Raw genomic sequence first — 12,516 nt, 5'->3', positions numbered from 1 at the left:
TCAAAAAATCCTACTCAAAATTCAATTTAATCTTCTCAAGATGAAGAGTATGCAGACAGTTTTAATCGTTGAAGACTCCCTAACCGATCTAGAAATTCTCTGGGGCTATTTATCAAAAGAGAATTTTGAGATTATAACCGCTAAAAATGGAAAAGAAGCCCTAGAAAAAATCGAGCGCCAACTACCAGATCTAATTGTTTTAGATATTATTCTGCCAGGTCCGAACGGCTATGAACTTTGCCGTCGCTTGAAGAACAATCCTACCACCCGACAGGTGCCTATAGTGATGTGTTCTTCTAAAGGAGAAAATGTCGATTTTTATTGGGGACTGAAGCAGGGAGCCGATGCCTACCTCACCAAACCAGTAACCAAGGCAGAATTCACTTACACGGTGAAACAGCTCATCAAAGCTTCTTGTAATCAGGTTGTTAACAGCGATGGCTAATATCGTTTCTTTTTAATCTTGCTACAGATGGAGAGATTGTAGGGAGCGTGGGGGGTGGATAATTAATATAAGACTTAATAGGTTTGGATCGAAACAAAAAAGCAAAAGGTCGATCGCGCAAAGCTTTCTGCTTTCCCAAAATCCTAATAATTTAATCCGATCGAATAGCTGCGATCGCAACATTTTTAACCTATTATTTTCTGAGTAATTATAGAAAACAAAACTTATATATTTTTATCTAAAATTTTTAACACAGCTTGAGGAGATAACTTGTCTTTAAACCAAATAATCCTTGCTGGCAGATCGGTAAATTTAATTCCTGCTTTTTCTAGATTTAACCGTTCTGAAACTGCTAAAATTAGATTATCGGCACCGGCGCGACGAACTTGATAAAACTTCTTTTGCAAATATTCCGGTCGCCAATAGCCAACAATTTCTAATAAAAAATCGCGTCCGTCGGGATGAACGAGGCGAAAATCTGGGATCATGACGCTGCCTGGCAGCGGAACTAAATCGACTTCCCTTTCCAAACGCCAGTCAGTTTTTAGTTTCGACCAACTCTTGGCAAAGGAAGCCTCTAACATAGAGTCATAGGTTTTTCCTGGCGGATAGTGAGTGACTAGACCGCACTTATCATCTAAGTCAAAATAGCCAGTTTTGATGCCATTTGTATAAAAATCGCGACTTTGCAATTTTGCCTTCAAACTCCATTTGCTGACGTGGAGTAAGGCAGGAATCATCTTAGCCAATGCCAAGCCATAGCGCGTGCTGGCTTTAAATAAGCTGGTCGGTCCGTCAATAGTAATAGTAAATCCAGTATCGGCATCGCCCTCAATATATGCCATTAACTGAAAGAGTTTGAGATAGCGAAAGAGTAATTTATATTTTCCGGGATCGTTGCGATGGGCGTTGATAACGATGTGACTGGCGCGATAGAAAATCCCTTGAACTTGGGAAAGATTGTAGAGGTGGATCAGGGCTTCTGGTGCTGGCGGATCGAACTGGGTAAAGATGCGATTTTCTTGTAAGTCGGCGTACAGTCCTTTTTCGATTTCGTTGGGTAGAACTTCGCGATTGAGTTCTTGGCTCAGATGACTGGCTAAAGATTCTAGAGCGCGATCGCGATTTTCAGGGATGGTCGCTGTAGTCGCAGCACGCTCAAACACTCGCTGTCGCAGGAGTTGAGGTTCGAGAGGACTGATGACTTCAAAGGTCGAAAAGTTATTCTTAAGAAGGTGGGCAAGTCCCCGCTTGACTCGGTAGTCTGGGCTATCGCCTTCTAATTCTTGCAGTTGGCGATCGAGTTCTCCTTGCGAATTCCCCACAGCATCTTGAAAGCAGGCAATCCAATCGCTAGCTAAGTTTAGCGAAACCTCGTTAATTGGCAATCTCTTAGGAATGACTGTTTCACCTTTGTATCGATAGATCAATAAATTAGAAGGAAGCATTACAATTTTAAAGTAAGTAGCGTAATTAGGTCAAAAAGCTCTATTTTCATATACATTTTTTAAGGATCTGTCCAATGATGCTAAAACAGCTAATTCTGAGCGATAAGTCTTGTTCTCGGATCGAAAAAAGTTTATCGAGAGACAATCTGTGAGTGTTATAATGACCGAGGTAACATTTTGTAACAATGATTAATGTCAACAGACGTTATCTGCAAGACAAGTAACTCGCTATTTAAAGACAAATTTTATAGAGGGTTAGTGTACTTGGAGGATTTTCTCTTGTTCTGATGTTAACCTTACCCTAATCGAGAGATAACAAAGAATTTACATTATGCTCAATGATTGACCGCTTAATCCCCTAATCTCACAAAAATGGTGCGATTGGGTAGGTCTTACCCTGCCTTCAAACTTATTTGAAGGTCACTTTAGACTGAATGGCAATTGCAGGTAAATTAGGTTTTTAGTAGCTCGGAGTATCATATGAATTCTCCTCCTAACCGAAAACGAGCCACGATCGTGGGAGCCAGTAGCGGGATTGGCAGAGCAACCGCTTTAGCCTTTGCCAAAGCCGGAATTGACGTAGCCTTAGTCGGCCGCTCCCAAGACAAGTTAGAAGCAGTCGCGATCGCAGCAAAAGAAGTGGGAGTTAAAGCTAAAGCATACTCCCTAGACTTGGCGAAACTTGAGGAGGTACAACCAAAGATAGCAGCGATCGCTGCTGATTTTGGCGGGGTCGATATCCTAGTAAACAGTGCGGGAATCGGTTACACCAAACCCCTGAGCGAAACGACGCTTGCTGACTGGCAGCAGGTCATTAACCTCAATCTTTCTAGCGTCTTTCAGTGCATCCTTGGCGTATTGCCGGGAATGCGCGATCGCGCTAATGGATTGATTATCAACGTGGCTTCTATTGCCGCTCAGTCTCCCTTTCCTGGTTGGGGAGCCTACTGTGCGAGCAAAGCTGGCTTAGTCGCTTTTTCTAAAGTGCTGGCAGCCGAAGAAAGAGCCAACGGCATTCGAGTTGCGAACATCTATCCGGGTGCGGTAAATACGCCACTTTGGGATAGCGAGACAGTGCGGGCAGATTTCGATCGCGCAGCCATGCTAAACCCAGATATCGTCGCTCGCGCCATTCTTTATGTAGCCCAACTTCCAGCCGAAGCAGTCATTGAAGAAATGACCGTCATGCCAAGCGCTGGAACCTTGTAGCGATCGCAATCTCAAAACTAGGTAAGCCTTTTATCAAAGCTCGATCATGACAATAACATCTTCTAACGGTTTTAATCGTCCCAATTCATCTAGCATGAATCGTCCCAATGCTCTAAATCCCAATCTCATAGAACGCGTCAAGAGCAGGCCCGACCGCAATACTCACGACGGTCAGGAAGCTCAATTCCACGCTGCTTCCGCAGAAAACCAAGACAGAATGATAGAAGCAGTGCGAACGATGCTCGAATCAGTTGGCGAAGATCCAGAGCGGGAGGGACTGCTGAAAACGCCCAAGCGAGTCGCAGAAGCGATGCAATTTCTGACTCAGGGGTATACCCAATCCCTCGAAGAACTGGTCAACGGTGCCATCTTTGACGAAGGACACAATGAGATGGTGTTGGTACGGGATATCGATTTCTTCAGCCTCTGCGAACACCACATGCTACCTTTTATGGGCAGAGCGCACGTTGCCTACATTCCCAATCAAAAAGTGGTGGGCTTGAGCAAACTCGCTCGCATTGTAGAAATGTACTCCCGCCGCCTCCAGGTACAAGAACGCCTAACTCGTCAAATCGCCGAAGCAATTCAGACCATTTTAGATCCTCAAGGCGTTGCCGTCGTTATGGAAGCCAGCCATATGTGTATGGTGATGAGGGGCGTGCAAAAGCCCGGTTCTTGGACGGTCACGAGTGCTATGGTGGGAGTTTTTCAAGAGGATCAGAAAACTCGCGAAGAATTCTTGAATTTAATTCGTCATCGACCCAATTTTATGTAATTTTTGTTTAGAAACAAGGGAAAGGGTGAAAAATGAAAATGTCTTTGCCCTTTGCCCTTTCCCCCTTCTCATGAATGAGAATTAATTGGACTTAGGGCGTGCTTTTTGCTCGAGGAGATTTTCCACTTCTTTTTCTCGTTTCTCAAGTTTTTCGACTGTGCGAGATTTAGGAAACAATCCCAGCATCATTTGGTTGATGCTTGTCCGCGCGTTTCGACTCGCATCGCTAAGCGGTTGGGGAAGGATGCGATCGCCAACCGCAATAAAGAGCAATCCTAGAACTAACAGCCCCGTTAACAAAGTTTTAGGACGCATTACCGTCTCCTAGATGGGAAACCACTGATAACCTTAGTATTCCCAAAAAACACTAAACACTAAACAAGATCGGGCGCTGAGTTAACCAAGGATTCGCTTCCTCCAATCGAGCGGCTAGAGCAATTATCGTCGTTTCAGCTGCGGGTTTGCCGACGATTTGAATGCCTGCTGGCAATCCATTGGCATCAAAACCCGTCGGAATGGCGATCGCCGGCAAGCCACTCGCATTAAACGGCGGACAGGGAGCTATCCAGTTAATAATTTTGTCTAGGGTTTCTTGGGGCGATAACTCTGCCCACTCGCCAATCCGAATGGGTTGATGTAAATAGACAGGCAGTATGAGAGCATCGAATTGCTCAAAGAAAGCGACAATCCGACGAGAAATAATTTGCATCTGACTGACTGCCTGTAAATATTCTCCCGCAGACCCAGATTTTTCGATATTCCAGCGACTAATCGGACTTAGGAATTCTAAGGGAATTCCGACTGACGCAGCCCCGGCTTGCCAAATTTTTGTGAAGGGTTCCTCTAAATCTCTCACGTCGGGGCAGGCGGGTTCTAAAATGTGTCCCATCGCTTCTAAATGCCTGACTGTCTGCTCAATGCCTTGCTGAAAGATGTCTGCGGCTTCCCCAAACGACGTTAATGCAGAAGAAAAAGCAATGCGCAGCCGTTTCGGTTTTTGACGCGTTGCTTCTAGAAAAGACATTTCCGGTTCGGGCAACCAATAAGGATCTCCGGTAGTATATCCAGACATAACATCTAACAACGCTGCGGCATCGGCGACGGTACGTGCCAAAGAACCGTTAGTAGCAATGCCGTTGAGATAATCGCCTACAGGAGCGCAAGATACTCGACCTCGCGAAGGTTTAATGCCAACGATACCGCAACAAGTAGCGGGACCTCTTATCGAACCGCCTCCATCAGAACCTTGAGCGATAGGACACAATCCGGCAGCAACGGCTGCTGCGGCTCCCCCACTCGATCCCCCTGCCGTGTAATCTGGGTTCCAAGGATTACGAGTCGGCGGAAATCCCGGCGCTTCGATGTAGGGAAAAGAACCCAGTTCTGAGGTAGCCGTTTTCCCCAAGATAATAAATCCAGCCGTCCTCATTCGCGCGACTACCCCATCATCATAGGTACCAATTTTATCTTTCAGGGCAGCCACGCCCAAAGTCAAAGGCATGCCCGTAACGGAATTGAGGTCTTTTATTGCACTAGGAACGCCGAAAAAAGGAGGCAGTGCATCAGGATCTCTGAGGTTGGCTAGCTGTTCGGTTTTGGCTTGCGCTTCGGCTAAAGCGGTTTCGGCTGCAATGCTGAAGTAGCTGCCCAATCGAGAGTCGTATTGCTCGATGCGATCTAAATATAGCTCGACCAATTCTAGGGGAGAAATCTGGCGATCGCGGATGAGTCGCGCTTGTTCTAAGGCTGGAGTGAAAGCGAGATCGACTAAATTCATTGCTGTTTGCTTACAAGCGATACATAGCTCCAGTTTATATAGCGATTGGTTACTTTCTCTCTTCCTCTCTCCTATTTTTTATAAGTAAAGCTTATAGATAGTATCGAAAATGTTTTGTCAATACATCTTTACAATAGTTAATAAAATTGTTACATTTATTTACATAGAGAAACAAACAAAAGAACAGAGGAGTTAAAAATGTTTGCACCTGTGGTCATGTTGCTCCGCGATCGGATGGGACAAGCTCAATTCAATCAACTACGCGGCAAAGCGATCGCACTCCACGCCCAAGTTATCACCGCTTTCTGCAATCGTTTCGGACTCGAATCTAAAGAAAGACAAAACCTAATTCGTTTGGCAAAAAATAATGGTAAGAAATTAGGTTTGCTAGCTTAAACGTTATTAGTAAAAACTTATTAAATTTTTGACGTTCAACTATTAACACAATTAATCAAGGAGAAAAAACAATGACTATCTTAATTTGCCTCTTTTTAGTTGGTTGGATTGCAGCATCTATCATTGGCACCCAAGCTTATTTTCTCGGCGAACAAACCAAGCCAATTCATAACCGCAACTGGAAATCTGAATCTTTTGAAAAGCTCGCTAAAGCCGTTACCGGACGCGACATTAATTATGCAGAGCGCGTACCTGCCTACAGTATGGATGCTTACACTAGCAACAACCTGCCTAACTAAAGCGTTGCTATCTCCTGAAAGACAATGAGTTCTCCTCTTGCCTCGGCTAGTAACCGAGGTTTTTTCTTTAGAAAATAAATTGCTAAAAGTTAAGGAATTGTTTGACTATTTATTTGCTTTATTTGTGAGAGAAAATAATCTTCTCTATATTTTAAGGCTCTAGCAATTTCTAAACCTTGTTGAAAAGCTGTTAAAGCTTGAGGATAGTTTTTTTGCTTTAAATAAATTTGTCCGATGCGATCGTAGGTTTGCATCAATCCGTAGTAATTATAAGATTGTTGCTCGACTTTAATTAACTCTTGATAGATTTGCAGAGCATGGTCATCTTGGTGATAAGCTTGATAAAGATTGCCCAGTTTTATTAAAGCATCTCCTGCGGTTCCATATTCTTGCTGCGACCAAGCTAATGAAAAAGCTTCTTGATAGTTTTGAGAAGCTTTTTCGGGTTGTTTTAGAGTTTCATAATCTGCTCCTATCTCCAGCTTTAACTCGGCTAACGCTAGAGTAATTTGATTGTTCTGAGAGTTTTCAGCTAGTTGTTCTTTAATTCGCACTGCATTTTCAGTTTGCAGTGCTTGACTATAAATTTCGGCTAGTTTTTGTAAATAAATCCCTTCATTGTAGCTATTCGATCGAGATTGCGATCGCTTTAATAATTCTTCGTAAATTTTTGCAGCATTAGGATAGTCAAACTTGGCTAAATATAACTCTCCAAGTTTTTTTAACGCTTCTTCTTCAGCGCTAGTATCTTTTTCTTGACGCGCGTTGGCGAGAATTTTTTGATAAATATCAATAGAATTATTAATATTATGGACTTGTTGATAAGCTGTAGCGAATGCCTTTAATAATTCTGGACTTAGAGACGCTTCTGCTTCAGCTTCCTGTTGCACGACATTTAAACGTTTTGCGATCGTTTGTACGTCCTGACCGCGTTCTCGCTCCCATGCAATCTGTCCGACTCTTCCTAGCGCGTCGATTTCTTCTAGACGACCGAGAGTTCTTCTCAATCTTAGTTCGCGATACCAAATTGCAAAAGCTTGGTTGGCATCTCCTGCTTGTAGTTGCGCTTGTGCTTCGGCATTCAAAGCATCTAACGCTTCTCGGAGTCGGCGTACTTCAAAAGGAGTTAGCGATCGCCTCCGAGAAGGAAGCAAAGGGTCTTCAATTGGTTGCTCTAGGGGATCGGGGCGATTGGTTTGCTCGGACTGAGCTAAAGCTTTATCTTCTTGAATAACCGCCGTTTCCAAGAAAATGATAACAACAGCCACGACCAAATTTAGTATCCTTGAAAAATAAGTGCGATCGCTCATCCGATATCAGTTAATTCTATCTTCCTAACCATAGCTTAGAAAAGTCAGACATGTCTAAATTTGAAGAACTATGTCAAGCTTATGCTGCTGCTCGAAAAGACTATTTAGAGTCGATGCAAATGCGTCAGGATTTTGTCAACTCTTTCGTTCGGAAAATGAGCGACTATTTTCAGTGCCCGGTAGAAAAGACAGACATTAGCTTCGACGAACGCGGTATCATGTATTTTAGTATTTTGATTACTTTATATGAAAATCTCAGCCAACCAGAAAAGTTTGCATCAGAAAGAGTTAATGTTTCTTTAACTTTAGACAAAATATTGGATAATTATGTCGTGATGATTTTACCTTGGGGAAAAGAATTTAAACTTTTCTGGGATGAATTCAATCAATTTGAAGAAGTTTATGAATTTATTTTTGAAAAAATTAAAGAAGCTTATACCAGCGGCATTACCGATCTATCTCCAGAAAACAAGACAAGAAATCTAGGATGGGAATTTTAATGTAGGACAGAACTTGGAAGTCCCAGGAGTAACCATCAACTACTAACTACTAATCCGATGAAGAAATTATTATTTAAATCGTTTTTTAGTATCATTTTAATTTTCGTATTGTCAGCTTGTGGAATGCTTCCGCGAGTTAGTGCCCAACAACGAATGTTTCTCGATCTTTCCCTAGAGTTTTTAGGAGAATATCAGCTCCCAAAACAAACGTTTCAAGATACGCCGATAGGCGGTTTATCTGCCATAACTTACGATCGCCAAACCAATCGTTTCTATGCCATTTCTGACGATCGCTCTCAACTAGCTCCCGCTCGATTTTATACCCTAAATCTCCACCTCAATCGATCGGAAACCGGGAAAGTCAATATAGACAAAATCGAGATCGAAGGAGTTACTTTTCTCAAAAACGAACGAGGAGAAACTTACCCCCCAGGAACGATTGACCTCGAAGGAATCGCCCTTTCTCCGCGAGGAACTCTATTTATTTCTAGCGAAGGCGCGATCGGACAAAATATACAGCCTTTTATTGGCGAATTTGACTTAAAAACTGGAAAATTGCAGCAAAATTTAAGAATTCCTCAGCGGTTTTTATTTGCAGACTCGAAAGCTTCTGAGACAGAACCTCGCGGCATTCAGGATAATTTGGGCTTTGAAGCCCTCACTCTAGGGCAAAACAGCGTCATGAAAGACGATCCCTTCCGCTTGTTTACCGCCACCGAATCGGCACTCTTGCAAGACAGTCCGCCAAAAACTCCCGAAGAAAACGCCAGGATTCGTCTGTTGCACTACGTTATCAATCCCATCGGCGAACCCGTTTTAGTGTCAGAGAATTTGTATTTGCTCGATGGGGCTTCAAACGATACGCTTGCCAATGGATTGTGCGAACTGACAGCCCTAGAGAGGGAAGGCTATCTTCTCGCGCTAGAGAGAACTTTAGGCTTATCTGGCTTTGGGGCAAAAATTTATCAAGTCGTCAACAGCAACGGGACTGATACCTCGCGCCTTCTCAGTTTTCAAGGAAATCTCGCGAAAGTTGTCCCCTTACAGAAAAAATTGTTGTTAGATTTAGGCGAATTGGGGATCGACCTCGATAATTTAGAAGGAATGACCCTCGGACCAAAATTACCCGACGGCAGTCAAACATTAGTAGTCGTTAGCGACGATAATTTTAAAAACGAACAAGTCACTCAATTTCTCCTATTTCGTCTCACCGGAGCGTAAATTCTCAATCTAAAATCCAAAATTACTATGTCTCACGCAACCGATATCAAAACTCTTGCTCGCTGGATGGCAGCAGATTTCAGCAATCAAGAACAAGCTTGGGCTAATCCTCCTCTGTTTGCTCACATTCGCGTCTGCATGCGCCCATTGCCTCTGGCTTTGTTGGGGCAAACAAGCTTATTTCTGGAACAAGCTTATGATTTTATGCTCGATACCCCTTATCGTTTGCGGGTGTTTAAATTAGCAGTAGTGGGCGATCGCATCGAATTAGAAAACTATAAAGTCAAAGACGAAGAAGAATTTTTTGGGGCTTCTCGTAACTTGGAACGCTTGCAAAAACTGACAAGCGATCGCTTAGAAAAAATGGAAGGTTGCGATATGTTTGTTGACTGGACGGGCAGCAGTTTCAAGGGATATATCAAGCCAGGAAAAAACTGCATTGTTGTGCGCAACGACAAGACAACTTATCTCGATAATAGTTTCGAGGTTAGCGAACATAAATTGTTTAGCATCGATCGCGGCTTAGATCCCGAAACCGACGAACTGGTTTGGGGGTCGATCGCGGGAGCTTTTGAATTTACCCGCAAGCATAGTTTTGCCGACGAAGTAGAAATTTAGCGACAAAAGGGCGAGTCGCGACCGCCCTCTCTCAAACCAAAAAAAATTGAGATAAAAACATGTTATTGGAATTGAAACGCTTGACCGTACGGCCAGGACGGCGAGTGTTGCGAAACGGCAAGTATGTCGAGGTCGAGTCTGAATTTAGTCCCAACTTTCCTAATTTACCCTTGAGAGAAATCATCTGTTTGTTAACCCTCAATGAGAGCGATCGCTGCAAGAGTGAGGGCACAAATAAAGCAATGAGTACTTTTCGCGCTTGGGCAAAAGCACGAATAGGGTAAGCAACTCGGTTAGAATCAACAATATATAAAAGGTAAACCCAGCTTTTAAAAATTTTGTGCTGAAAGTGGCGGAATTCGCTATACTATTAAACGTAGTCGTTATGAGTTTTAGTTACAGGTAATGGCAAACCCAACTGTAGAGAATCTAGTTATTATTGGTTCCGGTCCTGCTGGCTATACTGCTGCCATCTATGCGGCGCGAGCCAATCTAAAACCCGTCATGTTTGAAGGTTTTCAGGCGGGAGGCATTCCAGGCGGACAACTGATGACGACGACAGAAGTAGAGAATTTCCCTGGCTTTCCCGAAGGAATCACCGGACCGCAACTGATGGAAAGAATGAAGGCGCAAGCCGAACGCTGGGGAACGGAGTGCTATACAGAAGATGTAATTGCAGTCGATCTCAGCCAGCGTCCCTTCACCGTGCGATCGAGCGAGAGGGAAGTTAAAACTCATAGTATCATCATCGCTACGGGAGCGACGGCGAAGCGGTTGGGATTGCCCGGTGAAACACAGTTTTGGAGTCAGGGGATTTCGGCGTGTGCGATTTGCGATGGCGCAACCCCGATTTTTAGAAATGAAGAATTAGCCGTTATCGGCGGCGGCGACTCTGCGGCTGAAGAAGCCGTGTATTTGACCAAATACGGCTCTCACGTTCATCTGTTGGTACGTAGAGAGGAAATGCGAGCTAGTAAAGCCATGCAAGATCGGGTGATGAATAATCCTAAAATAACGGTTCACTGGAATACCGAAGCAACCGAAGTCTTCGGAACCCAGGGTCGCATGGAAGGGATAAAAATCCGCAATAATAAGACGGGTGAAGAAAGCGAACTGCGCGTAAGCGGATTATTCTACGCCATCGGTCATACGCCCAATACATCCCTATTCAAAGGACAATTGGAGTTAGATCCCGTCGGGTACATTGTCGTCAAACCCGGTACGGTAGAAACTAGCGTCGAGGGAGTCTATGCGGCTGGAGACGTGCAAGACCACGAATATCGTCAAGCTATCACGGCAGCGGGAACTGGATGCATGGCGGCGCTAACCGCAGAACGCTGGCTCTCTGCCAATCATCTGATTCAGGAATACCATCAAAAACCCGAATCGGAACAGCCTGTCAAGACACAAGAGAAAGAAGCGGTGGCAGATACGGAAGAAACCTTCGACATCAATGCCACGCGCCACGTCGGGGGATTTGCACTGCGCAAGCTATTCCATGAAAGCGATCGCTTGATCGTAGTCAAGTATGTTTCCCCTACCTGCGGTCCTTGTCGCACCCTTAAGCCAATTTTAGATAAAGTGGTAGACGAGTACGACGGCAAGATTCACTTTGTCGAAATTGACATTGAAGCCGACCCAGAAATTGCTAAAGCCGCTCATGTAGTAGGAACGCCAACCGTACAATTGTTTAAGGACAAAGAATTGCTCAAAGAATTTAGAGGGGTTAAGCAAAAGAGCGAATTTCGTCAAGCCATTGACAGCTATCTGCCTGCTAGCGTTCGCTAGTTAAAACACTCGATGGGAGCAAGCGGAGGAAAATCCAGAGACTTCTGGGTTTTCGTGTCTTTTAACTAACTAATTGTAAATACTTAGCGACTTGTAACGATCGCGCGATCGAAAGTGTCTGATAATATGGGCAAAGTCAGTCAGTTCGCTCGTCAGTGCGTCTGTCTGACTCTTGTTATAAAATATCTAATCTTACATTGAGGATAGGTCAATATGGAATCCCAAGAAAGCACAAAACAGGATCTAGGTATTAAGCTTGGCTCTGGAGGACAGATAGAAAAAAAAGCACCTTCTACCGATAGCCCTTGGCGAGAATGGGTAGAACCCGTTATGGAGGTGGTTGCTAAAGTTCCGGATTATATCGGTCAGTTTTATACCGAAAACAAGCAATTCCTGATTGTCATTGGACTCTTTGTTCTGGGTATCATTACCGTCAAAATCACGCTAGCTGTCCTCGATGCAGTTAATGATATACCCCTGCTAGCACCTTTGCTAGAACTGGTTGGCATAGGATACACGGCTTGGTTTGTTTGGCGCTATCTCTTAAAATCAGAAACTCGTAGAGAATTGCTCGCCGAGTTTGAAGCAATTAAAACCCAAGTTTTCGGCGACAAAGCATAAGAGATCTACATCGTTTTAAAAACCCTCCGGCTGTTATGGTACGGAGGATTTTTTTATGGAATTTTTTATAATGAGTGGAAAGAACCGAATTTATCAAGGTTTTTCCTGG

The 12,516-nt window shown here is 43.9% G+C and carries 15 protein-coding genes; 11 read left to right on the top strand and 4 right to left on the bottom strand.

All coding sequences use genetic code 11. The features are described 5' to 3' along the window. Positions 1 to 49 precede the first annotated feature (49 nt). Positions 50 to 445 carry a response regulator gene (locus tag NIES593_RS14465; RefSeq protein WP_073600252.1) on the top strand — a complete coding sequence of 132 codons (396 nt, stop codon included), beginning with the start codon at positions 50 to 52 and terminating at the stop codon, positions 443 to 445. 224 nt (positions 446 to 669) lie between these two features. Here NIES593_RS14465 and NIES593_RS14460 read toward each other — a convergent pair whose 3' ends face one another. Beyond that, the gene (locus tag NIES593_RS14460; RefSeq protein ID WP_073600251.1) at positions 670 to 1,893 is read right to left on the bottom strand and encodes a DUF790 family protein; all 1,224 of its coding nucleotides are present in this window, start codon (positions 1,891 to 1,893) and stop codon (positions 670 to 672) included. Positions 1,894 to 2,373: 480 nt separating this feature from the next. Between NIES593_RS14460 and NIES593_RS14455 the strand changes: the two genes are divergently transcribed. Together NIES593_RS14455 and folE are read left to right on the top strand one after the other, a co-directional pair. Further along, positions 2,374 to 3,102, top strand: coding sequence for an SDR family oxidoreductase (locus NIES593_RS14455; RefSeq protein ID WP_073600250.1), 729 nt, complete (start codon positions 2,374 to 2,376; stop codon positions 3,100 to 3,102). Positions 3,103 to 3,148: 46 nt separating this feature from the next. After that, positions 3,149 to 3,877: a GTP cyclohydrolase I FolE gene (gene folE / locus NIES593_RS14450; protein WP_073600249.1), complete on the top strand. Its 729-nt coding sequence runs from the start codon at positions 3,149 to 3,151 to the stop codon at positions 3,875 to 3,877. Between the two features lie 81 nt (positions 3,878 to 3,958). Here folE and NIES593_RS14445 read toward each other — a convergent pair whose 3' ends face one another. Further along, positions 3,959 to 4,192: a hypothetical protein gene (locus NIES593_RS14445; RefSeq protein WP_073600248.1), complete on the bottom strand. Its 234-nt coding sequence runs from the start codon at positions 4,190 to 4,192 to the stop codon at positions 3,959 to 3,961. 52 nt (positions 4,193 to 4,244) lie between these two features. Continuing rightward, the gene (locus tag NIES593_RS14440) at positions 4,245 to 5,654 is read right to left on the bottom strand and encodes an amidase (RefSeq protein WP_073600247.1); all 1,410 of its coding nucleotides are present in this window, start codon (positions 5,652 to 5,654) and stop codon (positions 4,245 to 4,247) included. Positions 5,655 to 5,852: 198 nt separating this feature from the next. On the opposite strand from NIES593_RS14440, the gene pgr5 reads away from it, so the two are divergent. Beyond that, positions 5,853 to 6,050: a cyclic electron transport protein PGR5 gene (pgr5, locus tag NIES593_RS14435; RefSeq protein ID WP_073600246.1), complete on the top strand. Its 198-nt coding sequence runs from the start codon at positions 5,853 to 5,855 to the stop codon at positions 6,048 to 6,050. A 71-nt stretch (positions 6,051 to 6,121) separates the two neighbouring features. Beyond that, positions 6,122 to 6,349: a photosystem II protein, Psb35-related gene (locus NIES593_RS14430; protein ID WP_015143558.1), complete on the top strand. Its 228-nt coding sequence runs from the start codon at positions 6,122 to 6,124 to the stop codon at positions 6,347 to 6,349. Positions 6,350 to 6,438: 89 nt separating this feature from the next. Here NIES593_RS14430 and NIES593_RS14425 read toward each other — a convergent pair whose 3' ends face one another. Next, positions 6,439 to 7,617, bottom strand: coding sequence for a tetratricopeptide repeat protein (locus NIES593_RS14425; protein WP_217651912.1), 1,179 nt, complete (start codon positions 7,615 to 7,617; stop codon positions 6,439 to 6,441). Positions 7,618 to 7,709: 92 nt separating this feature from the next. On the opposite strand from NIES593_RS14425, the gene NIES593_RS14420 reads away from it, so the two are divergent. The 6 genes from NIES593_RS14420 (at position 7,710) to NIES593_RS14395 (ending at position 12,407) form a co-directional block, all read left to right on the top strand. Continuing rightward, complete coding sequence (locus NIES593_RS14420) at positions 7,710 to 8,159, top strand: hypothetical protein (RefSeq protein ID WP_073600245.1); 450 nt, start codon at positions 7,710 to 7,712, stop codon at positions 8,157 to 8,159. Positions 8,160 to 8,216: 57 nt separating this feature from the next. Continuing rightward, entirely contained in the window at positions 8,217 to 9,380 is a 1,164-nt protein-coding gene (locus NIES593_RS14415) for an esterase-like activity of phytase family protein (RefSeq protein ID WP_073600244.1), read from the top strand. A gap of 27 nt (positions 9,381 to 9,407) precedes the next feature. Further along, positions 9,408 to 9,998: a chromophore lyase CpcT/CpeT gene (locus NIES593_RS14410; RefSeq protein ID WP_073600243.1), complete on the top strand. Its 591-nt coding sequence runs from the start codon at positions 9,408 to 9,410 to the stop codon at positions 9,996 to 9,998. An 80-nt stretch (positions 9,999 to 10,078) separates the two neighbouring features. Beyond that, positions 10,079 to 10,282 (top strand): hypothetical protein, encoded by a 204-nt coding sequence (locus tag NIES593_RS14405; RefSeq protein ID WP_217651911.1) that lies wholly within the window; start codon positions 10,079 to 10,081, stop codon positions 10,280 to 10,282. 121 nt (positions 10,283 to 10,403) lie between these two features. After that, the gene (trxB, locus tag NIES593_RS14400) at positions 10,404 to 11,786 is read left to right on the top strand and encodes a thioredoxin-disulfide reductase (RefSeq protein ID WP_073600242.1); all 1,383 of its coding nucleotides are present in this window, start codon (positions 10,404 to 10,406) and stop codon (positions 11,784 to 11,786) included. Positions 11,787 to 11,999: 213 nt separating this feature from the next. Continuing rightward, a complete protein-coding gene (locus NIES593_RS14395) occupies positions 12,000 to 12,407 on the top strand; it encodes a CAAD domain-containing protein (RefSeq protein WP_073600241.1) in 408 nt (135 codons plus the stop codon). Positions 12,408 to 12,516 lie beyond the last annotated feature (109 nt).

The sequence above is a fragment of the Hydrococcus rivularis NIES-593 genome, assembly GCF_001904635.1.
Lineage (GTDB): Bacteria > Cyanobacteriota > Cyanobacteriia > Cyanobacteriales > Microcystaceae > Hydrococcus > Hydrococcus rivularis.
This window is presented reverse-complemented; position numbering and strand designations above follow the sequence as displayed.

What these genes read in the sequence shown, in the direction of transcription:
- folE (WP_073600249.1), top strand. Translation starts at nt 3,149, where the DNA reads ATGACAATAACATCTTCTAACGGTTTTAATCGTCCCAATTCATCTAGC.
- NIES593_RS14430 (WP_015143558.1), top strand. Translation starts at nt 6,122, where the DNA reads ATGACTATCTTAATTTGCCTCTTTTTAGTTGGTTGGATTGCAGCATCT.
- NIES593_RS14395 (WP_073600241.1), top strand. Translation starts at nt 12,000, where the DNA reads ATGGAATCCCAAGAAAGCACAAAACAGGATCTAGGTATTAAGCTTGGC.
- NIES593_RS14460 (WP_073600251.1), bottom strand. Translation starts at nt 1,893, where the DNA reads ATGCTTCCTTCTAATTTATTGATCTATCGATACAAAGGTGAAACAGTC.
- NIES593_RS14420 (WP_073600245.1), top strand. Translation starts at nt 7,710, where the DNA reads ATGTCTAAATTTGAAGAACTATGTCAAGCTTATGCTGCTGCTCGAAAA.
- NIES593_RS14445 (WP_073600248.1), bottom strand. Translation starts at nt 4,192, where the DNA reads ATGCGTCCTAAAACTTTGTTAACGGGGCTGTTAGTTCTAGGATTGCTC.
- NIES593_RS14440 (WP_073600247.1), bottom strand. Translation starts at nt 5,654, where the DNA reads ATGAATTTAGTCGATCTCGCTTTCACTCCAGCCTTAGAACAAGCGCGA.
- NIES593_RS14465 (WP_073600252.1), top strand. Translation starts at nt 50, where the DNA reads ATGCAGACAGTTTTAATCGTTGAAGACTCCCTAACCGATCTAGAAATT.
- NIES593_RS14455 (WP_073600250.1), top strand. Translation starts at nt 2,374, where the DNA reads ATGAATTCTCCTCCTAACCGAAAACGAGCCACGATCGTGGGAGCCAGT.
- trxB (WP_073600242.1), top strand. Translation starts at nt 10,404, where the DNA reads ATGGCAAACCCAACTGTAGAGAATCTAGTTATTATTGGTTCCGGTCCT.
- NIES593_RS14410 (WP_073600243.1), top strand. Translation starts at nt 9,408, where the DNA reads ATGTCTCACGCAACCGATATCAAAACTCTTGCTCGCTGGATGGCAGCA.
- NIES593_RS14415 (WP_073600244.1), top strand. Translation starts at nt 8,217, where the DNA reads ATGAAGAAATTATTATTTAAATCGTTTTTTAGTATCATTTTAATTTTC.
- pgr5 (WP_073600246.1), top strand. Translation starts at nt 5,853, where the DNA reads ATGTTTGCACCTGTGGTCATGTTGCTCCGCGATCGGATGGGACAAGCT.